The organism is Paenarthrobacter sp. NPDC057355 (assembly GCF_042667405.1).
In the GTDB taxonomy this organism is placed as follows: Bacteria; Actinomycetota; Actinomycetes; order Actinomycetales; family Micrococcaceae; genus Arthrobacter.
In genome coordinates, this window is record NZ_JBHVAL010000005.1 from 138,895 (window position 1) to 158,424 (window position 19,530).

A 19,530-nucleotide genomic window follows, 5' to 3' on the forward strand; every position below is an offset into this window, starting at 1 on the left:
AGGAAAGTCCCGGTCAGAAATGACCGGGACTTTTGCATTTAACGCCTAACCCGGGAAACCGGGACTCGGGAACGATCGGGAACTGTAGCCCACTAGGGTTGGTCTGTGAACCTTCTCATTGCCGCCCTGGGAGTCCTGGGTGTGGCTTCCTCCGGACCCCTCATCGCAGGAACACTGGGCGCCACCTCGGTGACCGCGCTGGCCATCGCCTTCTGGCGGAATGCGATCGGTGCCGTAGTGATGGCGGCGCCGGTGGCCATCAGGGAGCCCAAGGCGTTCGGCAGGATCAACCGGCGCGAGTTCGGCTGGTCGGTGATGGCCGCCGTCGCACTGGCCTTCCATTTCGCGTGCTTCATCACGGCGCTCCAGCTGACGTCCGTTGCCGCTGCCACGGCACTCGTTTGCCTGCAGTCCGCATGGATAGCCGTTTTCCAGATGTTCCGCGGTACGCGCCACCGCTGGCCGGTCCTCGTTGGCCTTGGCATAGCTTTTGTGGGCGTCGTAGCCATTACGGGATTCGATATGGGTTCTTCCCCGGAGGCACTGCTGGGCGACCTCCTGGCCGTCGCTGGCGGCGCCCTGGCCGGTCTGTACACCTTGGCCGGCGGCAAGGCGCGGCAATCCATGGCTACGGGAACCTATACAACCCTCTGTTACGGCATGTGCGCGGCGTTGGTGGCCGTTATGGCATTGGTCAGTGGGCAGCCGTTGACAGGGTTCGACGCCGGCGGTTGGGTTGGCATTATTGCCATCACCGTCTGCGCGCAGCTGGTGGGGCACACAGCCTTTAACCACTTGCTGGCAACGATGAGCCCATTGCTGGTGTCCATGATCATCCTGCTCGAAATCCCCGGTGCAGCCATCCTCGCCGCCGTCTTCCTCAACGAGACCCTGCCGGCGGGGACCTATGCCGGGCTGGCGCTCATCCTGGCCGGCCTGGCCGTAGTCGTGTCCGGCCAGAGGCGCGGCCGTGCAGGGCGTGGCGACGGCGAAACCGAGCGCAGGGAAGCCGAGCTGGGCGCTGACTGAAGTTCCGGCGTCGTGCGTTGATCCCGCAGGGACTCAGAGCCCGCCGCGGCGGGCGCCCTGTGCGGCATTGGCCGTGTGGATGGCGCGCAGCAGCTTGGCGGGGAAATAAACGGAGAAGAACACCACCATGGGGGCCTTCAGGGCCATTTTCTTGACGTTGTGCGCTTTGTACGTGCGGTCGAAGCGCTGCACGTAATAGCGGTAGTCCCGGGGTGAATCCTCGAGCCTGCGCGCGGACATCCCGGAGACCATCTGGGGCACGTACTGGACCTTGAGGTCATGCTCGAACAGATGGAGCGAGAGGTCGATGTCCTCGTGCATCTCATCTTTCTCGTCCAGGCATGCCTCGTCGCGGATGGTTTCCCAGGCAGATCGACGGAGGGCCATGTTCGAGCCGAACAGGAAGTGGTACTGGTGCTTCGCCAGGCGCAGCATGAGCTGCCGCATCTTGTCGTCGGCCTTGAGCCCGAACCGCCGCATGGGCATGTCGTAGTAGACCACAGGTCCAGTTGCTGCGGCGACGGACTGGTCCGTGAACGCCTTTTGCACCTGCTCAACCCAATCCGGCTCAAGGACCGAGTCTGCGTCGATGCGGCCGATGACTTCACCGGTGGCACTGTTCAGGCCGTGGTTGCGGGTGGGAATGAGGCCCTGGGCGCTGTCCTGCCGAAGAAGAATGATGGGGCTCTCAGGGTATTCCTGCTGCATCTGCCGCACGATCCTGGCGGTCCGGTCCGTGGACAGGTTGTCCACCACGATGATCTCGTCGGCCGGCACGGACTGGTAGATGGCAGCAATGAGGCATTGGCGTATAACGCTTTCCTCGTTATAAGCCGGGATGACAATGGAAACACCCGGGGGTTCCGGGGCGTCCTGGAGGGCTCCCGCCAAGGGGCTATCGGCTGACATCTCCTCAAATCTAACACCCGCATCATTGCCCTCGGCGGAGGCTTGGGTTACAAGCGGGCAAACACTGAAGGGACCCCGGCTGCTGCCGGAGTCCCTTCAGGATGGAGTGGTTACCAGGTGAAAAGCGCTTAGCTGTTGGTACCCGTGGCGTCCGTCCCGGAGCCCTCGTTGTCCTTGTTCAGGCTCGCTGCGATGTTCTTGACGGCCGTCTTCGCGTCGGTGGCGACCTTTGCGGTGGAGTCCTCAACGTTCTTGAAGGCGTCCTTGGTTGCCTGCTCGGCCTCGGCCTTCGCTTCCTCCGGCGTAATGTCCGAAGCGCTGGGCTTGGTGGCTTCGGCCGCAGTGGCTGAGGCAGCGGCATCGGACGGTGCCGGAGCCGCGGTCTCTGCAGCCGCAGGAGCGGCCGGAACAGGTGCCGGGGTCGGCGTGACCGGTGAAGGAGTCTTCCACGGGTCCTCAACCGGCTTGGAAGCCTTCCACGCGGCAACACCGGCGGCTGCAGCTGCGGCGATGACCGTAAAGACGAGCCAGCCACGCTTTTTGGGCTTGGGTTCCTTGCCCAACTTGGTGGCGACAGCCTTGGAAGCCTCATCCGCCACTGCCTTGAGCTGCTTGCCGGTGGCCTGGGCCTGCTCCTGGACGCTGTGCACAACACCGGAGTCGACAAGCTTCTGCGCAACCGCATCGACCTGGGCCGGGGCGTTTTCCAGGACATGGTGAACTGCTACGGAAGCCTGGCCCAGCTGTTCGGAGAGCTTGGGCAGGTACTCTTCCACCACTTTGTCCCGTGCGACTCCCAGCGCCGGAGTTGCCTTGTTGAGGGTCTCCTGGATCCTGGGCGTTGCGTCCTCTACGACGTCGTGGATCTTTGGCGCGAGCTGCGCCAGTCCATCCTGGATGCGCGGCGTAACGACTGCCACGCCGTCGGCGAGGTTGTGCGCAGCGGACTTCAGCCCCTCTTGGATCTTGGGGGAAGCGGTGTCAATGCCGTGCTGGATACGCGGAACAGCCCAGTTCACGGCTGCTTCCACACGGGGCGCAGCCCAGTCGCGTGCGTTATCCACACCAACCGCAACGGATTGTTCGAGTTCGCGGGCAATACGGTCTGTTTTCTTCACAACTACCTCCCGATACACGTGCTCGTTTGTTGCTAGCCTACGTCGCTTGGGGAACACCGGCTATTCATCTGCCCGATTCGGCGCGGATTTCACCGAGCGCGGAACCGGCTTTACAACTGCAAAGGCGTTGACCCTGCATGGAAGAATGGGCCTATGACCATTGCAACCGCAAAAGCAACGATCCACACAACCCTCGGCGATATCAAGGTTGACCTTTTCGGCAACCACGCGCCCAAGACCGTGGCAAACTTCATCGGCCTGGCTACGGGCGAGAAGTCCTGGAACCACCCGGAAACGGGCGAGGACAAGACCGGAACTCCCCTGTACAACGGCACGATCTTCCACCGGATCATCAAGGACTTCATGATCCAGGGCGGCGACCCCCTGGGCCGCGGCGTTGGTGGCCCCGGCTACCAGTTCGACGACGAGATCCACCCGGAACTGACATTCAACGCTCCCTACAAGCTGGCCATGGCGAATGCCGGAATCCAGATGGGCAAGGGCACCAACGGGTCACAGTTCTTCATCACCACGGTCAACACCGACTGGCTGTTCGGCAAGCACAGCATCTTCGGCGAGGTCACGGATGAGGAATCCCGCAAGGTTGTTGACGCCATCGAGGCTGTCCGCACCGGCATGGGCGACCGTCCTGTTGAAGACGTCGTCATCAACAGCATCGACATCGAACAGCTCTAACCCTTCACTGAAGCTGAATCAATGAGCTACGGAATCCCGTCGGCAGAGCCGTCCGCAGATATTCCGGTGTGCCCACGGCACCCGGACAGGCCCTCCTACGTGCGGTGCCAGCGTTGCGGGCGCCCCGCGTGCCCCGAGTGCCAGCGGACGGCCGCCGTCGGGTTCCAATGCGTTGACTGCGTCAACGAACAAAAACGTACGACGCCGGCCTACCGGTCCGCGTACGGCGGCGCCTTGGCCGTTGGCCGTCCTTTGGTGACGTTCACGATCATCGGGCTCTGCGTGCTGGTGTACATCCTTCAGTGGATTGTGCCCGGCGACCTCATCTTCCAGGACTTTGCGTTTGCCAACGTCTTTGCCGCCACGGAACCGTGGCGCATGCTCACGGCGGCGTTCCTGCATTCACAAGGCTTCCTTCTCCACATCGTCCTGAACATGTACACGCTGTGGATTTTCGGCCAAGCCCTTGAGCCCCTGCTCGGGCGGATCCGGTTCCTGGCTGTGTACGTGATCTCTGCTATCGGCGGTTCCGTCGGCTACCTCCTGCTGACCCCCAACTACCCAATTTCCGGCGTCGTGGGTGCCTCAGGTGCGATCTTCGGCCTCTTCGGCGCCATGCTCGTCGTGCAGCGGCACAGGGGCGGCGAGACCAAGCAACTTTGGGTTTTGATCGCCATCAACGGAGCCATCGGCTTCTTCATCCCCAACATCGCCTGGCAGGCCCACCTTGGCGGGTTGATCACCGGTGGCCTGGCCGCCGCTGCCATCGCCTACGCGCCCCGCGGCAAGAACCAGGCACTGCTTCAAGCCGGCGGCTTGGTGCTGGTTGTGGGTTTGCTGGCAGTACTCACATGGTTCCGTGTTACCGCAAGCTGACGGCCTGTCCGGGTTCCGGGCTGCCCCTTTACTCCGGGCTTACTCCGGGACGGGCGCGACGGGTTGCCGCAGGATGGTCCTAAGTTTCTCCGGGGCGGTCCGCCTGGGGTCCCCGAGGTAGATCTCGTGGTGCCTGCCCGTCATCGTCAGTGACTGCTCCGGTATGAACCGGTGATGCATCTCATCCAGCACGGGCCCTTCATCATCGTAGGGACCAACGTGGAGCGTCTGTACGCTCAACCCCTCCTCCAATGGTTCCAAGCGGAGCCGCTCCAGCGCGGGAGCTGCCCCCTTCCTTGCCACCAGGCTGCACGCTGCTTCAAAATGCTCCTGCGTGATCCAATCCGGGACCATGTTCATCAAGGTCCAGTCCCAGAGGGACTTGTCCCTCGCGCTGGTGAAGGCGTCCATGTCATCGGCCCACCAGAGCGCCTCCAGCGGCATCACGCCGTAGTCCTGCCCCAGCTCCCCTTTGCTGAAGAACTTCAGCTTGTACGCCACGGGGTACAACGTGGACAAGGCGTCTTTGTACGACTCTGCGGTATTGGGGTCCCCTGAGCCGTCAATCTTCAAGTACCGGATGGGCGGGACCGAAACCAGGGAGAACGTGCCCTTCGTTGCACTGTAACTGGGTATCAGTTTCTTGAAGTCGCTCTTCATAGGACCACGGTAAGCCCGCCGGTTCCTGGACTGCATGAGCTAAGCCCGTGTTATCCACAGGCGTTATCCACACTGTGAGTAACTTACATGCGTGTAGTTAAGGGCTTAACCCGACATTGGGGCCGTTGTAGCGGCAGATATCCCCCGAAAGGCATGAATTTCTCCACACCTGTGGATAACTATGTCCCCATCCCTCTCCGCTTTGTGGACAAAGAGGGCGGATTTGATAGCCCTGTGGACAAGGTTGTTAATTCCCTCGGAGTGAGGCGTCTATCAACAGGGTTATCAACACTGTTAATAACTTACATCCGTGTAGTTCCAGGGCTAGGTGCGTCAGTAAACCCCGGCATAGCAGGGTTTCACAAGCACCAACCCACATGTTTTCCCCAATTGTGGATAACTTGTGGGAAGCCGGGTGTTGTTATGTGGGTAACCGGGGAGCTAGCGGGGCGCGCCAGATCCAACGCTGGGGCCAGGGGGAGGATCATCCAGGCGGGAAATGTCGATTGAGGCGAACCCGGCAATCCCGACGGGTTGAACTTTCGATGAAGCTTCGGCCACTATCCACAGCCCAATGCACAGTGGGTATAACTGTCACCAAGTGGACCTCTTTGCCTGAACAGGCGGCGTCTCAAGGATTTTCGAGGGAAGTACGTGGATGTCCACAGAAGTTATCCCCGCTTGTGGATAACGTTACGCACTTCTGTGGAGAAGTTTACGTCCACACCCCTGAGGTCCCGCGGCGGTGACTGTCCACCAGATGGGTGTCGATGATGCCGACCGCTTCCATCAGGGCATACATGGTGGTGGGCCCGACGAAAGCGAAGCCTTTCTTTCTCAGGGCTTTGGAAAGTGCAATGGATTCCGGGGACGTTGTGGGGATCTCGGACAAGCTGCGCGGAGCGGGCGTGCTGTCAGGTTGGAACGACCACACGAAGTCCACCAGCCCGCCATCCTCCCGCAAGGCAATGGTTGCCTTGGCGTTCGTGATGGCAGCGTGGATCTTCAATCGGTTGCGGACAATACTGGCGTCGAGCATGAGCCGCTCCACGTCAGCCTCGGTGAACGCAGCGACGCTCTCCGGATGGAAGTCCAGGAACGCCTTCCTGAAGGCCTCGCGCTTGCGGAGGATGGTGGCCCACGAAAGGCCTGCCTGGAAAGCCTCCAGGGAGATGCGTTCGTACATGCCCTGTTCATCCCGCACGGGCATTCCCCACTCGTGGTCGTAGTAGGCCTGCATCAATGGATCCGATGCGGCCCACACTGGGCGTGCCAGGCCGTCGGGTCCGATGATGCTGCCGTTATCCGGGGTCATGCGTGCTCCTCTCAAAGCAACGCGGGGTCACTTATGGCCCCTGTTGAGGGCATTTAGGGGCCATAAGTGACCCCGCGTTGCACGTAGGGGAAGTTTATCTACCTAGGACAATCCCGTGACGCGCATCGTGATGTTGATCCGCCCGTGGTCCAGTCCGCAGCCGGCAGGAGCAGTGCCAGGGAGGACCTTGGGGATGCCGTGATAGGCGAACCGGGAAGGACCGCCGAAGACGAAAAGATCCCCTGAGCGCAGTTCCACGTCCTCGTACGGTTTTGTGCGGGTCCGGGTGTTGCCGAACCGGAAAATACACGACTCACCAATGCTGATGGACACCACAGGCGCGTCGGAATGCTCATCCTTGTCCTGGTGCATGCCCATTGCAGCCCCGTCGGCGTAGTAGTTCACCAAAGCCGCGTCCGGTGTGTAGCTCTCTGAAAGGCCGAGCAACGACCCGTCAACGCCCACTTCCGGTGAATAGGCAGCGGCGACCGCCTTTTTCCCCAAGCGGATCATCCAGTCCGGAAAATCGAGGACAGCTTGTCCGTTGACGTCGGTAGCCGTCCGTGAATAGCGGTACGGCTGCCAATGCCAGCCGAGGCAAACGGTACGCACTGACATTTGGTGCCCGCCGGGAAGCGTGGCCGCCCGCAGCGGAACGGGTCCCTGGGTCCATTCACCGAAGCGTGCCACGATCCAGCGCTGCTGCTCCAAAGTCAGCCAACGCGGGACATGAACCGTGCCGGGCCGCACCAGGCGCGGACCGGCGTCGTGAGTTTCTGCCTGAACCAGCTCACGCGGGAACAGGGCGTCGTCACTCACGCCGCTGCCTCCAGCGTGAGCAATGCCCGCTTGGCATCGGGGCCGCCGAGGTAGCCACCGAAACTGCCATCGGATTTGACCACGCGGTGGCACGGCACAATCACCGGCAACGGGTTGGTGGCGCAAGCGGTCCCTACAGCGCGGACCGCGTTGGGACTGCCGGCGGCCTGAGCCACCTGTGCATAACTCGCAGTGTTGCCGTAGGGAATCCTGGGGAGGTGGCGGAGGACGTTGAGGCGGAAGCCGCGGGACAAACGGAAATCGAGGAGGAGATCGAAATCCCGGCGCTGGCCCGCGAAGTACTCTTCGAGTTCCCGTGCGGCGTCGTCCAAGCGGGTGGGGGCTTCCAGGATGCGCGGGCTCACCGTGTCCGCCAGTGACTGCAATACGGAGTCGTGGTTCTCCAGCTCGAAGGCGACCCGGATAATTCCGCGGTCCGTAGCTGCCAGCAGGAGCTTCCCCACTGGCGAATCGATCGTACGGTAGGCGACATCCAAGGCATGGGTCAGTTGTGCGTCACGGGCCAGCCGGGCGTGCAGGCTGGCCATGACGGGCTCGAGCCCCACATCCAGAGGTTCCAGGAGAGACACGACCTCGTCATGCACGGGGCTGGGTTCGAGGGTCATTGGATTTCACCTTTCGACGATGAATGGACCAGCGAAGCCGGAGCCTGGATGGCCGCCCGGAGTGCTTTCACGCCATCTGCGCCGGCACGGCGTGCCGCCTCCGGGGAACTGCCCAGGAGAACCCCGATCTCCTTATAAGGGAGCCCGGCAAGGTAGTGGTAGGCCACTGCTTGGCGCTGCTTCGCAGGCAGCTTTGCGACGGCGTCTAGAAGCTCGGTGTCTGTGTCACCCGGCAGGCCCAGGCGGGTCGGCTGTTCGGGCGGATTATCCACAGGAAGGGCACGCCGGGCGCCGGCTCGGAGGTGGTCGATGCACTTCCGGTGGGCGATGGTGACCAGCCACGCTTCCACGTTGGCGTCCAAGGGCAGCTCCGGATAGGCCTGAAGCGCCGCAAGGAAGGTATCGGACCAAGCGTCGTCGGCGTCGTGGACGCCCAGGATCGCGCGGCACACCCGAAGTACGGTGGCACCACGTTCTTGTACGACTACCTCGAAGGGTTTCTTGCCGGCCTGTCCGTTCTCCATCAGAAGAGCTTGCCCGCTCTCACGGAGTCCGGTTCTTCAAGTTCCAAGAGGAAGCGCTTGTTCCGAAGCCCGCCCGCGTACCCCGTGAGCTGACCTTTCCGGCCCACAACGCGGTGGCAAGGAATGATGATGCTGATGGGATTCCGTCCGACGGCGGAGCCAACGGCTTGGGCAAGGTGGGGATCCCCGAGCTCCGCGGCGAGTTCGCCATAGCTGACAGTTTCCCCGAACGGAATGTGTTGGAGCCGCTCCCAGACCTTCTCCTGGAAGGGATTTCCGCGGGCCGAGAACGGAACGCTGAATTCTGTGCGTTGCCCGTTCAGGTACTCTGACAGTTCGCTCCGTGTCCGGGCAAAGACAGGATCGTCAATGGTTGCCGGTTCCCCGAAATAGTCGGGCGCGGGCATATGCCAGTGCCCTTCGTAGAAAATGCCCGTCAAAAACTCCCCGCGGGCAGTCAGCGTCAACTGCCCCAGTGGGGAATCCACCATGGTGTGCCGGTTGCTCATATCCTGTAGACGCCAGCGGGCACCGGAATGTGAGGTCCGGAATTCCTAGGAGCGCCAGCGGGTGGTCATCAGGAACCCGACAATGGCGATTCCGAAGCCGGCAACGATGTTCCAGGAAGCCCAGTCGCGGACCGGGAACTGGCCTTCGGTGATGTAGAAGGTGATGATCCAGAGGAGGCCGAGGATCATCAGGCCGAACATGACGGCCTTGTACCAAACCGGGTTGGGCTTGTACTGCTGCGTGGCCGAGGTCTGTTGGGCCTGGCGGGCAGGCCGCTTGCGGGGCTTGGACTCGGGCACGGATCCTCCTGGACTGCTCGGTTGATACCCGTCCCGCTGGCCTTGATATCCTGCAGGAAGGAAATTTCCAGCGGTTAACGGCCACACGTCGTTCCGGGTTGGTTCTAGCTGTCAAGTCTAGCCGCAACTTGGGACACGCCAGCGACGCCCGCGCCCTATAAGAGGAGACCCTGTGGCGCACCAGCAGACGACGGCGGTATCGGCCGTGCCGTCCGCGAGCCAAGGGGAGGAACTGCGGCCCCGGAAGAAGCGTGGTGCCTCGAATGTTGTCCGCAGGATCAGCCAAATCCTGGGTGAACTCCTCATCACGGCGGGCATTGTCCTGCTCCTTTTCGTGGCCTGGGAATTGTGGTGGACCAACGTGGAAGCCGACGCGAAGCAGACGGAGGCCGTCAAGAGCTTCGCGCAGGAATTCACAGGACCGGTAGCTCCCGCGGCACCTGCGGGGCCGGTGGATTATGGCCCTCCCGTCGTCGGCAAGGCCCCGGGCAACGGCGGAACCATCGGCATCATATACATTCCGCGTTTTGGCCCGGACTATACCCGCCCCATTATCGAAGGTACGGGCTCGGACGTCCTGGACACCCTGGGCCTGGGACATTACGGAAGTACCAGCATGCCAGGGGCTCCGGGCAACTTTGCGGTTGCGGGCCACAGGCAAACCCACGGCGCCGTCCTGGATAACATCCACACGCTGGTTCCCGGGGACAAGATCTACGTCCAAACCGCCGACGGGTATTACACCTACGTTTTCCGCAACAACCAGATCGTGCTTCCTGACCGCACCGACGTCCTGATGCCCGTGCCCACCCAGCCGGGTGCCACCCCCACGGAAAGCTTCCTCACGATGACCAGTTGCAACCCCAGGTTCGGGGCCCAGGAACGCATCATTGCCTACTCCCTGTTGGATAGTTGGCAACCTGCCTCAGCAGGTCCGCCGTCGGAAATCGCCGCCCAAGTAGCCCGTGCCCACGGAAAGGGGTAGCAGATGTACGCATGGATCTTCCGGAATTTGCCCGGCCCGCTGTGGGTTCGGATCCTTACCTCGTTGGTACTTGTGGGAGTAGCCCTTGTACTGATGGTCGAGTTCCTGTTCCCTTGGTTTTCCCAATTCACCACCCTGACTGACTCAACGATTGGTTTAGTGCAGCAACCATGAGCACAACAAAGATTTTGGTAGTAGATAACTACGACAGCTTCGTCTACACCCTGGTGGGCTACCTCCAGGAACTGGGCGCCGAAACTACAGTCGTCCGGAACGACGACGTCACGCTTGCCGAGGCCACGGAGCTGGCCGCAACCCGCGACGGCGTCCTCGTGTCCCCCGGTCCAGGCACCCCTGCCGAAGCCGGCGTCTGCATCGAGCTGATTAAATGGTGCGGTGAAGCCTCGAAGCCCATGTTCGGCGTCTGCCTCGGGCACCAGGCCCTCGCGGAAGCCTACGGCGGAGTGGTGACCCACGCTCCCGAGCTGATGCACGGCAAGACCTCGCCCGTGCGGCACGAAGGCAAGAGCGTCTTTGCCGGCCTCCCCTCTCCTGTCACAGCGACTCGATACCACTCCCTCGCAGCCGTTCGCGACTCCATTCCTGATGTCCTGGAGGTCACGGCAGAGACCACGAACGGCGTAGTGATGGGCCTGCAGCACAAAACCGCTCCACTCTGCGGCGTCCAGTTCCACCCGGAGTCAGTGCTTACTGAAGGCGGTTACCAGATGCTGGGGAACTGGCTCGAATCCCTTGGCATGACCGGCGCTGCCGAGCGTGCCGCCCAGCTGAGCCCGCTGATCAAGCAGTAGCAGCCGGGCCACGGGCTATTTCTTGGTTGGCGTGGGCTTCGGCGTAGGGGTGTCCGCAGTCGGCGTAGGAGTGGGCGTTGGCGGCGGGGCGGGAGCCTTCGCAACCGTAACGGTGACCAGCTTGCCCTGATCAACCTCGGTGTTGAAGACCTCGCTCTGTGCCGTGACCTTGCCCGGTTCGACCTGCGAGTTTTCCTGCTCCACCACTTGCATCATCAAGCCGTTGGCCTTCAGCGCCGCCTCGGCCTCGGCCTGGGGCAGCGCGATGAGCTGCGGCATCAGTACCTTGCCGGAGGAGATCTGCAGCTCCACCGTGGAGGTGGTGGCGATCGGGGCGCCCGGTGCCGGGGCTGTGCCGATGACCTGGCCCATGGGCACGGTGGCGCTGTGCGTCCGGACACTGTTGATATCGCCCATGATGCCGAGTTTCCGGAGGACATCCGTGGCATTGGCTTCCGTACGCCCCACGATGTCCGCCGGTATGGTCACCGAGCTGGGACCGCTGGAGACCCTGAGGATCACTTCGCCATCCTGGGTCACCGTTGAACCCGCTGCTGGCGTTGTGCCGATGGCCATGTCCTTGGCGACAGTATTGCTGGGCTCGCGTACTGACTTCGGAACGAGCTTCAGTGAATAGAGCTTCTGGATCGCCTGGGATTCGGTCATATTCGCGACCACCGGCACCTCGATCTTGGCAGGCTCGGCAGATTTGGCGTTCATGAGGTTGTAGAGCCAGAAACCGCCGCCGGCGAGCACAAGGAGCGTGAAAATCACCAACGTGGCGATCCACGCACGACGGCGGGACTTCTGCTGCGGGTGCCGCTCACGTTCCAATGGGAGGCCCAGGGGAAGGGGTTCCTCCTGTGCCGGGGCGAGGGGCTCGTCCTTGAATTGGTCCACATCCAGCAAACCCACGGCCGTGGCACTGAGGAGCTGCGTAGAGGGGTTATCGTCTTCCACAAGGTCGTTTGGATCGGTGGGGGCTTCGCTGGCCGCGACGGCTGGCACCGGGATGCCATTGCTCGCGGCGCGGAGGGCCCGGCGGAACGCGGCGGCATCCTGGAAGCGATCGGTGCGGCTCTTTTGCAGGGCCTTGACCAACACCGAGTCCAAGGCCTCGGTGACATCCGGGTTGTGGGAACTGGCCAGGTCCGGGGTTTCGCGGACATGCTGGTAAGCCACGGACACCGGGCTGTCGCCCACAAAAGGGGGCCTGCTGGTCAGGAGCTCATAGAGGAGGCAGCCAGCGGAGTAGAGGTCGCTGCGGGCGTCCACGGTTTCGCCCCTGGCCTGCTCCGGCGAGAGGTACTGCGCGGTTCCAACAACAGCCTGGGTTTGAGTCATCGTGGCGGCGGAATCGGCCATGGCCCGGGCAATGCCGAAGTCCATGACTTTCACTTCACCGGTGTCTGCGCACACCATGACGTTCGCCGGCTTGATGTCCCGGTGCACGATTCCGGCACGGTGGCTGTACTCCAAGGCAGCGAGCACACCCAGCGTGTAACCGACTGAGTCCTCCACGCCCAGTTCCTTCGCCTTGATCATGTCCCGCAGCGTGCGGCCAGAGACGAACTCCATGACGATGTACGGAACACGCACATCCTCTCCCGGGCCACCCGGAACGGAATACTCTCCCGTATCGAAGATGGCCACGATCGAGGGATGGTTGAGCGCAGCGACAGCCTGGGCTTCACGTTTGAAACGTGCCTGGAACTGGGGATCCCGGGCGAGGTCCGCACGTAGGACCTTGACGGCGATGGTCCGTCCCAGGAGGGTGTCTGTTCCCTTGTAGACGTCGGCCATGCCGCCACGACCGATCAACTCACCGAGTTCGTAGCGTTCATTGAGGATGCGCTGTGAAGACACAGGTGTGCTCTCCTCTCGATGCGCGGGGCCGGGGCGGGACGTGGACATGGTGTTTTAGCGGCCTGTTGGGGAAGCAGAACTGGACGGGTTGGCTCTTGTGGTGGGAGCGGTGGGGATCAGTTCCTTGGACAGATAGTAGGTCACGGTGGATCCTGCAGGTACCTCTGTTCCCGCAGCCGGCGAAGAACGAACGAACGTTCCGGGTTGCTGGCCGATGGAACCGTTGACATCCTCGCCCTTGACATACTGGAGTCCCGCGCCCTGCAGGGCGGCCTGCACCTGGCTTTCGGGAATGCCCTCGCCAATGGTGGGAACCGCAACCATCTCAGGGCCCTTGGAGTAGGTCACTGTAATGGTGGTTCCGGGGTCAACAGGACCAGTGGGGTTGAGGTTGAGTACCGTTCCAGGTGCTGACTGATCGAATTTCTCTTGTCCGTCGACGCCGAGACCGAGTGCACGGAGCTTGGCGCTGACTGTCTCGAACGGCTGGCCCTCGAACTCTTCAGGGATGATGTTGATCTTCTGCGGCGTCGACTGGGTAGGCGTCGGCGCTTCAGAGGTCTGCGTGGGCGTTGGCGTCGGAGTCGCCGACGAGGACGTAGGGCTGGGCGACCGGCTGGTGCTGGCCGACGTCGACTGGCTCGGCGAAGGGCTCGGCGAGAAGAATCCGGACTGCGAGATCAGGAAACCAATCAGCGCGAACAACACCAGAAGGATCAGTGCGACAAGCGGCCACGTCCACGGGCTGCGCTTCTTGCGTTCCGGTTCCGGGTCGTCGTAGCGCTCGTCATCGCTGTAGATGACCTCTTCATCGTCGTTCAGTTGCCGCTCTGCCTCGAGGGCGTTGGCACGCGTCAGGGGATTGTCAGCGGAAGCCGCGGCAGCGCCCACAGCAGCTCCGGCTGCGCCGGCACCCAGCACCGGAAGTGCGGAGGTCGCCGTCGAGGTCTGCTCCTTGCCGTAAGGCGACGCCACGACGCCGGTGGGGGCCGTTGCGGTGTCGACTGGCGCCGTGATGGGGCCGGTTGCGCTTTCGAACAACAGCATCCCGGGTACGGCGGCATGTGCCGTGGCAATATCGCCGTTGCGGATCGCCTCGGCCGCTTCAGCCAGTTTGATGGCGTTGGCCGGACGGTTCTTGGGGTCCTTGGCCAACATGGACATCAAAAGTGCACGCACGGGAACCGGCAGCGTCTCAGGAAGGGGCGGCGGAGCGTCGTTGACCTGCGCCAGGGCGATCGCGATCTGGGACTCGCCGGAGAACGGACGGTGGCCGGTGAGGCACTCGTAGCCGATCACGCCCAGGGAGTAGATGTCCGAAGAACCCGTGGCGGTCTGGCCCGTGGCCTGCTCCGGTGCCAAGTACTGGGCGGTACCCATGACCTGGCCGGTCTGGGTCAACGGAACCTGGTCCGCCAGGCGGGCGATGCCAAAGTCAGTGACCTTGACCCGGTTATCCGGTGTGATGAGCAGGTTGCCCGGCTTGATGTCGCGGTGCACCAGGCCCTGCGCATGTGCCACGGCAAGGGCGCGGGCGGTCTGGGCGATGATGGAAAGCGTCATGTCCGGCGAGAGCACCTGCTCCCGCTCCAGGATGCCGCTGAGCGGGTGCCCGGGCACGAGCTCCATCACAAGGTAGGCCGAGCCGGCTTCCTCGCCGTAATCGAAGACGTTGGCGATGCCCACGTGGTTAAGGAGGGCTGTGTGGCGCGCCTCGGCACGGAAGCGCTGCAGGAAGCCGGGGTCCCCCGTGTATTCCTCCTTGAGCACCTTGATGGCCACGATCCGGCCAAGGATCTGGTCCTTGGCCTTCCAGACCTCGCCCATGCCGCCAATCGCAATGCGACTGGTCAGCTGGAACCTGCCGCCGAGTGTGATTCCCGAAGTAGGCCTCACTTATTCAACACCGCCTCAAAAATCTTCTTCGCGTTCGGACTGGTTAGCTGGGCACCGCTTTGCACGTCCACACCTTCCATGACGATGGTGACGGCTACTTGCGGGTCGTTTGCCGGGGCGAACCCGGTAAACCAAGAGTTGTTCACACCGGAATCTCCGAGTTCAGCCGTTCCGGTCTTGCCGGCCACCTTGACCCCGGGAACGGCTGCGCCCTTGGCGATGCCGTTGTCCACGGCGCTGGTCATCCACTCGGTGATCTGGCTGGCAATCGGCTGGGTGGTGCTGGTCCGCAGTTGTTCCGGCTTGGTTTCGCTGATGACCCGGAGGTCAGGGGCGCGAACCGTCTGAACCAGGTTCGGTTTCATCTGCACACCGCCGTTGGCGATGGCCGCCGTCATCATGTTGATCTGCAGCGGCGTGGCTTTGACGTCGCGCTGACCCACCGACGACTGGGCGAGCTGGGCCTGGTCCAGGTCCCTGGGGAAGACACTCTTGGCCTGTTGGAGCTTGAGCTGGTCACCGAAAGTCTCGCCGAAGCCGAATTTCTCAGCCTGCTGGCGGATCGCGTCCTGACCGAGGTCCAGCGCAATGCTGGCGAACGGCGTGTTGCAGGACTGCTCCAAAGCGAAAGCGAACGACGCCGTCTCCCGGATGTTGCAGTTACCGCCGGCATAGTTGGGGAGGCTGGCGTTCGAACCCGGAAGCGGGAGGCTGCTGGGGTTCGGAAGCTCGCTGTCCTTGTTGTATTTGCCGGAGTTCAGGGCAGCCGCGGTGTCAATGAGTTTGAAAACCGAACCCGGCGAGAGCAGGTTGCCCGTAGGACCGCTGACGTTCTGGTTCAGGTTGATGCCCGGGACCTGGTTCAGCTTGGCCATGTTCGCCTCCGCGGCGGCCGTGTCATGGGTGGCTATCAAGTTGGGGTCGTACGACGGCTTGGAGACCATGGCAAGGATGGCCCCGGTCTTCGGGTTGGTGACGACTATTGAGCCGCGCTGCCCGTCAGGAATGAGGTCGTAAGCCAGTTTCTGGATGGCAGGATCCAAGGTCAGTTCAACAGAAGCGCCCTTGGGTTCCTTGCCCAGGAACATCTGGCTGATGCGGTCCAGGAACAACTGGTCCGAGTTGCCCGCGAGCGTCTCGCCCATCGACTGCTCCAGACCTGTGGATCCAAAGCCCCTGGAGAAGAATCCGGTGACGCCTGCGTAAAGCTCAGGCTGGGGGTAGGAGCGCTGGAATGCACAGGACTCTGTTCCCGGCACGGATTCCGCTACCGGTTTGCCGCCCACGATGATTGCACCGCGTTCGTTGCAGAAGGTTGCCAGGATGGCGCGCTGGTTCCAGGGGTTGGCATTAAGGTCGTCCGCGCCAATGACCTGGACGTAGCTGATGGCGCCGAAAATCAACGCGAACATGGCGACGGCGGCCATCCAGGAGCTGCGAATAGCCTGGTTCATTGATGCTTCACCGCCTCTGTTGGTGCGCTTGGGGTCTGTCCTGTTGCGGCTTTCACTGTTCCGTGGGAACTGGTGGTCGGGGACTTGCTAACCATCGGAGTGGTGTCCACGGGGCCGCGGGCCGTATTGGAGATCATGAGCAGCAGCCCGACGATGATCCAGTTGGCCAACAGCGATGAACCTCCGGCCGCCAGGAACGGGGTGGTCAGGCCGGTCAAGGGAATGAGTCGGGTGACGCCACCGATGACCACGAAGCATTGGAGGGCGATGGCGAACGACAAACCGCAAGCCAACAGCTTTCCGAAGGCATCGCGCGTTCCCAATGCTGCCCGGAACCCGCGGGTGAAGAGCAGCATATAGAGCATGACGACGGCGAAGAGGCCGATCAGGCCCAGCTCCTCGCCGATAAGGGCCACGATCATGTCGCTGTTTGCGAACGGCACGAGATCCGGCCGGCCTTGGCCAAGCCCGGTTCCCACCAAGCCGCCATCGGCCATGCCGAACAGGCCCTGGACAATTTGTCCGCTGCCGCCGGGTGACCTGCCGAAGACCTCAGGAGTGAAAGCGTTGATCCAGCTGTCGATCCTGAAGGCCACGTGGGAGAAGATTTTCGACGCAATGAAACCACCGCCGAGGATCAACGCCAGGCCGATGACCACCCAGGAGATACGGCTGGTGGCCACGTAGATCATCACGATGAAAAGGCCGAAGAAGAGGACCGAGGATCCCAGGTCGCGCTGGAAGACCAGGACGCCAATGCTCACCAGCCAGGCGGTGATCATCGGACCCAGATCCTTGAAACGCGGGAACTGCATGGGTCCGATCTTTCGGCCCGCCAGGAGGATGAGGTCCCTGTTGGAGGAAAGATAACCGGCGAAGAATATGGCCAGGGTGATCTTGGCGATTTCGCCCGGCTGGAACGTCATGGGTCCGATGCGGATCCACACGCTTGCGCCCAGCACTTCACCGGCGGAGATGCCCGGCACCAAGGGCAGGACCAACAGCAAGGCACTGGCTGCCAGTGAAATGTAGGTGAAGCGGCGAAGAATCCGGTGGTCCTTGAGGAACCAGATCACAGCAATGGATACCGCCATGGCAATAAGCGTCCAGCGGAGCTGGTTGTTGCCGGTATCGTCTCCCGGTCCATCCATGCGGTGGATCAACGCCAGGCCGAGACCGTTCAGGGCGACGACGATCGGAAGTATTACCGGATCGGCATATTTTGCCCGAAGGCGGAGGACCACGTGGAACGCGAAAGCGGCTACGGCCAGCAGGCTCGATTGGAACCAAAAGTCGCTGTCCAGGCCCATCTCGGAATTGAGGCTGACGAGCGCGCTGGCGCCGATTCCAACGGCGAGGGCCAGCACGATGAGCAGAAGCTCGACGTTCCGGCGGGGCTTGGGGGCGGTTTCGGTCTGGATCATTTTGCCCCCTCACAGGGAGTCGGTACGGGCGAAGGAGTGGGGCTGGCAACGGCCGCCGTGCTTGGTATCGGCACTGTGGCTGTGGGCGTCGGCGTCGCTGATGGCTTGGGAGAGGCTGTGCCGGACGGCGAAGTGCTGGGGCAGTTCACCGAGGCGCTGCCGTATTGCTTCAGGTTCTCAACAATCAGCTGGGCATCGTGGAGGTCACCGGCAGGGACGGTCTGGCGAACGCTTTGCTGGCCGTACTCGGGCAAGGAATCCACCCTGACATCGGTGACAGCTTCAAGCCGGGACAATTGGATGGGGCCAAGTCTCTGGGAAATACCGTTGAAAATGGCAACCCGCTGGTCGTATTCACCCACGTAATAGCGCGTCTGCGTCCAGGCATAGCCAAGCCACAGGCCAACTACGACGCCAAGTACCAGGAAAGCGGCGACGGCGGGCATCAGCCAGCGGTTGCGGCGGCGCGGAGGCTCGTCGATCTCGGCGCGGTCCTGCTCAGCCTTATGCGTCAGGACCGTGGCTGCCCGCCGCGCCACCGTACGTCCGGCAACGGTGGGGATGGATCCGGTTTCGGCCGCTGTGGCCGCGGCCCCCACCAGTTCGTGCGGGCGGCTCGCCAGTTCTTCGCGCAAAACCTCCGCTGACAGGTGTTCGCCAAGGTGGGGATCGGTGGTCGCGGGCGGTTCGTCGGCCGATTCGGAATCTTCGGTCGGCCCGTCGGCCTTTTCCGTGTCCTTAACCTGCTCGCCATCAGTGGAGGACGATCCTGAGTCCTTCGCCTTGTCGGCCTTGGTCTTTGAGGCGGAGGACGCCTTGGAGGCCTTGTCGGCCGGCGGCTCGTCGGCGGACTTGGTGGCCGTGACAGCGTCCGGTTCATCGACGGCGGCAAGCGCCGCGGCCGGTACGACGTCGACGGCCGCCGTGTTGACGTCGTCGACCGTTTCCTCAGCGATTTCCAGCACGATAACCGTGACGTTGTCCGGGGCACCGGCCTCGAGGGTCAGGTCAACCAGGATTTCCGCGCATTCGCGCAGGTCCTTGGTCTCCCGGACGACGCGCTCCACGACGTGTCCCGCCACGTAGTTCAAGCCATCCGAGCACAGCAGCCAGCGTTCGCCGGCTTCGACGTCCAGGACGTCCAGATCCAGCTCAGGGCTGGCGTCAACGTCTCCGAGAACCCGCATCAGGACGTTCTTGTGCGGGTGCGTTTCCGCTTCTTCGGGACGGAGCCGGCCCTCGTCAATGAGGCGCTGAACAAAGGTGTGGTCAACGCTGATCTGCTCAAACTTCTTGTTGCGCAGGCGGTAGGCGCGGGAATCGCCAATGTGGGCGAAGTGGAGCTTGCGGTCCTCAAGGAGCAATGCCGTCACCGTGGTACCCATGCCGGACAGCTTGGGATTCTGGTGGACCAGCTCGGAAAGGAGGGAGTTGGCTGTTTGGATCTCATCAGCCAGGACGGTGTCGGCGCCGTCGGGGTAGTCGTCGTGATCCAGGTGGATCATGTCCAGGACCGTCGAAGCGGAGGCGACATCGCCGCCGGCATGTCCACCCATGCCGTCGGCAACCACTGCCAGATGGCGACCCACATAAGCGGAGTCGTCATTCTTGGAGCGGATCCGGCCGACGTCGGAACGCGCCGCGTAGCGCATGATCAACGGGCGCTCCGCAGGCTTTTCCTTGTCCTTGGGGGTCTCGGGAGAGGCCATGGA

Annotated in this window: 19 protein-coding genes; 5 read left to right on the top strand and 14 right to left on the bottom strand. The window is 62.6% G+C overall.

Translation table 11 applies throughout. The features are described from left to right. Nucleotides 1-105: 105 nt before the first annotated feature. Nucleotides 106-1,029 (top strand): DMT family transporter, encoded by a 924-nt coding sequence (locus ACFUOZ_RS08490; protein ID WP_377546753.1) that lies wholly within the window; start codon nucleotides 106-108, stop codon nucleotides 1,027-1,029. 33 nt (nucleotides 1,030-1,062) lie between these two features. On the opposite strand, the gene ACFUOZ_RS08495 is transcribed toward ACFUOZ_RS08490, so the two are convergent. Then, complete coding sequence (locus ACFUOZ_RS08495; RefSeq protein ID WP_377546755.1) at nucleotides 1,063-1,938, bottom strand: glycosyltransferase; 876 nt, start codon at nucleotides 1,936-1,938, stop codon at nucleotides 1,063-1,065. A gap of 128 nt (nucleotides 1,939-2,066) precedes the next feature. Beyond that, nucleotides 2,067-3,056: a hypothetical protein gene (locus ACFUOZ_RS08500; protein ID WP_377546758.1), complete on the bottom strand. Its 990-nt coding sequence runs from the start codon at nucleotides 3,054-3,056 to the stop codon at nucleotides 2,067-2,069. A gap of 153 nt (nucleotides 3,057-3,209) precedes the next feature. Here ACFUOZ_RS08500 and ACFUOZ_RS08505 point away from each other — a divergent pair, with 153 nt between their 5' ends. Together ACFUOZ_RS08505 and ACFUOZ_RS08510 are read left to right on the top strand one after the other, a co-directional pair. Then, on the top strand, nucleotides 3,210-3,752 hold the full coding sequence (locus ACFUOZ_RS08505) for a peptidylprolyl isomerase (RefSeq protein WP_018778468.1): 543 nt from the start codon (nucleotides 3,210-3,212) through the stop codon (nucleotides 3,750-3,752). Between the two features lie 21 nt (nucleotides 3,753-3,773). Further along, a complete protein-coding gene (locus ACFUOZ_RS08510) occupies nucleotides 3,774-4,628 on the top strand; it encodes a rhomboid family intramembrane serine protease (RefSeq protein WP_377546761.1) in 855 nt (284 codons plus the stop codon). A 39-nt stretch (nucleotides 4,629-4,667) separates the two neighbouring features. On the opposite strand, the gene ACFUOZ_RS08515 is transcribed toward ACFUOZ_RS08510, so the two are convergent. The 7 genes from ACFUOZ_RS08515 to ACFUOZ_RS08545 all read right to left on the bottom strand — a co-directional run bounded on the left by ACFUOZ_RS08515 (nucleotide 4,668) and on the right by ACFUOZ_RS08545 (nucleotide 9,381). Beyond that, nucleotides 4,668-5,288, bottom strand: a complete 621-nt coding sequence (locus ACFUOZ_RS08515; RefSeq protein ID WP_377546763.1) for a GyrI-like domain-containing protein — start codon at nucleotides 5,286-5,288, stop codon at nucleotides 4,668-4,670. Between the two features lie 715 nt (nucleotides 5,289-6,003). Further along, nucleotides 6,004-6,603 carry a DNA-3-methyladenine glycosylase I gene (locus ACFUOZ_RS08520; RefSeq protein ID WP_377546766.1) on the bottom strand — a complete coding sequence of 200 codons (600 nt, stop codon included), beginning with the start codon at nucleotides 6,601-6,603 and terminating at the stop codon, nucleotides 6,004-6,006. A 102-nt stretch (nucleotides 6,604-6,705) separates the two neighbouring features. Continuing rightward, nucleotides 6,706-7,422: an alpha-ketoglutarate-dependent dioxygenase AlkB family protein gene (locus ACFUOZ_RS08525; protein WP_377546768.1), complete on the bottom strand. Its 717-nt coding sequence runs from the start codon at nucleotides 7,420-7,422 to the stop codon at nucleotides 6,706-6,708. After that, nucleotides 7,419-8,048 carry a methylated-DNA--[protein]-cysteine S-methyltransferase gene (locus ACFUOZ_RS08530; protein WP_377546770.1) on the bottom strand — a complete coding sequence of 210 codons (630 nt, stop codon included), beginning with the start codon at nucleotides 8,046-8,048 and terminating at the stop codon, nucleotides 7,419-7,421. Before ACFUOZ_RS08530 ends, ACFUOZ_RS08525 begins: the two co-directional genes overlap by 4 nt. Further along, entirely contained in the window at nucleotides 8,045-8,572 is a 528-nt protein-coding gene (locus tag ACFUOZ_RS08535; RefSeq protein WP_377546773.1) for an RNA polymerase sigma factor, read from the bottom strand. Before ACFUOZ_RS08535 ends, ACFUOZ_RS08530 begins: the two co-directional genes overlap by 4 nt. Beyond that, complete coding sequence (locus ACFUOZ_RS08540; RefSeq protein WP_377546776.1) at nucleotides 8,572-9,081, bottom strand: methylated-DNA--[protein]-cysteine S-methyltransferase; 510 nt, start codon at nucleotides 9,079-9,081, stop codon at nucleotides 8,572-8,574. Before ACFUOZ_RS08540 ends, ACFUOZ_RS08535 begins: the two co-directional genes overlap by 1 nt. A gap of 45 nt (nucleotides 9,082-9,126) precedes the next feature. Beyond that, a complete protein-coding gene (locus ACFUOZ_RS08545) occupies nucleotides 9,127-9,381 on the bottom strand; it encodes a cell division protein CrgA (RefSeq protein ID WP_281451310.1) in 255 nt (84 codons plus the stop codon). A 157-nt stretch (nucleotides 9,382-9,538) separates the two neighbouring features. Here ACFUOZ_RS08545 and ACFUOZ_RS08550 point away from each other — a divergent pair, with 157 nt between their 5' ends. After that, a complete protein-coding gene (locus tag ACFUOZ_RS08550; RefSeq protein WP_377546960.1) occupies nucleotides 9,539-10,366 on the top strand; it encodes a class E sortase in 828 nt (275 codons plus the stop codon). A gap of 170 nt (nucleotides 10,367-10,536) precedes the next feature. Then, the gene (locus ACFUOZ_RS08555) at nucleotides 10,537-11,178 is read left to right on the top strand and encodes an aminodeoxychorismate/anthranilate synthase component II (protein ID WP_144660206.1); all 642 of its coding nucleotides are present in this window, start codon (nucleotides 10,537-10,539) and stop codon (nucleotides 11,176-11,178) included. Nucleotides 11,179-11,193: 15 nt separating this feature from the next. Here the strand turns inward: ACFUOZ_RS08555 and pknB are convergent, their stop codons facing one another. The 5 genes from pknB to ACFUOZ_RS08580 are packed head-to-tail and all read right to left on the bottom strand — an operon-like array spanning nucleotide 11,194 to nucleotide 19,527. After that, a complete protein-coding gene (gene pknB, locus ACFUOZ_RS08560) occupies nucleotides 11,194-13,092 on the bottom strand; it encodes a Stk1 family PASTA domain-containing Ser/Thr kinase (RefSeq protein ID WP_377546779.1) in 1,899 nt (632 codons plus the stop codon). Nucleotides 13,093-13,098: 6 nt separating this feature from the next. After that, nucleotides 13,099-14,940: a protein kinase gene (locus ACFUOZ_RS08565; RefSeq protein WP_377546782.1), complete on the bottom strand. Its 1,842-nt coding sequence runs from the start codon at nucleotides 14,938-14,940 to the stop codon at nucleotides 13,099-13,101. After that, the gene (locus tag ACFUOZ_RS08570) at nucleotides 14,937-16,394 is read right to left on the bottom strand and encodes a penicillin-binding transpeptidase domain-containing protein (protein WP_377546784.1); all 1,458 of its coding nucleotides are present in this window, start codon (nucleotides 16,392-16,394) and stop codon (nucleotides 14,937-14,939) included. Before ACFUOZ_RS08570 ends, ACFUOZ_RS08565 begins: the two co-directional genes overlap by 4 nt. After that, nucleotides 16,391-17,818 (bottom strand): FtsW/RodA/SpoVE family cell cycle protein, encoded by a 1,428-nt coding sequence (locus ACFUOZ_RS08575; RefSeq protein ID WP_377546786.1) that lies wholly within the window; start codon nucleotides 17,816-17,818, stop codon nucleotides 16,391-16,393. The genes ACFUOZ_RS08570 and ACFUOZ_RS08575 overlap by 4 nt, the downstream gene beginning before the upstream one ends. Beyond that, the gene (locus ACFUOZ_RS08580) at nucleotides 17,815-19,527 is read right to left on the bottom strand and encodes a protein phosphatase 2C domain-containing protein (protein WP_377546788.1); all 1,713 of its coding nucleotides are present in this window, start codon (nucleotides 19,525-19,527) and stop codon (nucleotides 17,815-17,817) included. The genes ACFUOZ_RS08575 and ACFUOZ_RS08580 overlap by 4 nt, the downstream gene beginning before the upstream one ends. Nucleotides 19,528-19,530 lie beyond the last annotated feature (3 nt).

What these genes read in the sequence shown, in the direction of transcription:
- ACFUOZ_RS08495 (WP_377546755.1), bottom strand. Translation starts at nt 1,938, where the DNA reads ATGTCAGCCGATAGCCCCTTGGCGGGAGCCCTCCAGGACGCCCCGGAA.
- ACFUOZ_RS08505 (WP_018778468.1), top strand. Translation starts at nt 3,210, where the DNA reads ATGACCATTGCAACCGCAAAAGCAACGATCCACACAACCCTCGGCGAT.
- ACFUOZ_RS08510 (WP_377546761.1), top strand. Translation starts at nt 3,774, where the DNA reads ATGAGCTACGGAATCCCGTCGGCAGAGCCGTCCGCAGATATTCCGGTG.
- ACFUOZ_RS08515 (WP_377546763.1), bottom strand. Translation starts at nt 5,288, where the DNA reads ATGAAGAGCGACTTCAAGAAACTGATACCCAGTTACAGTGCAACGAAG.
- ACFUOZ_RS08520 (WP_377546766.1), bottom strand. Translation starts at nt 6,603, where the DNA reads ATGACCCCGGATAACGGCAGCATCATCGGACCCGACGGCCTGGCACGC.
- ACFUOZ_RS08530 (WP_377546770.1), bottom strand. Translation starts at nt 8,048, where the DNA reads ATGACCCTCGAACCCAGCCCCGTGCATGACGAGGTCGTGTCTCTCCTG.
- ACFUOZ_RS08535 (WP_377546773.1), bottom strand. Translation starts at nt 8,572, where the DNA reads ATGGAGAACGGACAGGCCGGCAAGAAACCCTTCGAGGTAGTCGTACAA.
- ACFUOZ_RS08540 (WP_377546776.1), bottom strand. Translation starts at nt 9,081, where the DNA reads ATGAGCAACCGGCACACCATGGTGGATTCCCCACTGGGGCAGTTGACG.
- ACFUOZ_RS08555 (WP_144660206.1), top strand. Translation starts at nt 10,537, where the DNA reads ATGAGCACAACAAAGATTTTGGTAGTAGATAACTACGACAGCTTCGTC.
- pknB (WP_377546779.1), bottom strand. Translation starts at nt 13,092, where the DNA reads ATGTCCACGTCCCGCCCCGGCCCCGCGCATCGAGAGGAGAGCACACCT.
- ACFUOZ_RS08570 (WP_377546784.1), bottom strand. Translation starts at nt 16,394, where the DNA reads ATGAACCAGGCTATTCGCAGCTCCTGGATGGCCGCCGTCGCCATGTTC.
- ACFUOZ_RS08575 (WP_377546786.1), bottom strand. Translation starts at nt 17,818, where the DNA reads ATGATCCAGACCGAAACCGCCCCCAAGCCCCGCCGGAACGTCGAGCTT.
- ACFUOZ_RS08580 (WP_377546788.1), bottom strand. Translation starts at nt 19,527, where the DNA reads ATGGCCTCTCCCGAGACCCCCAAGGACAAGGAAAAGCCTGCGGAGCGC.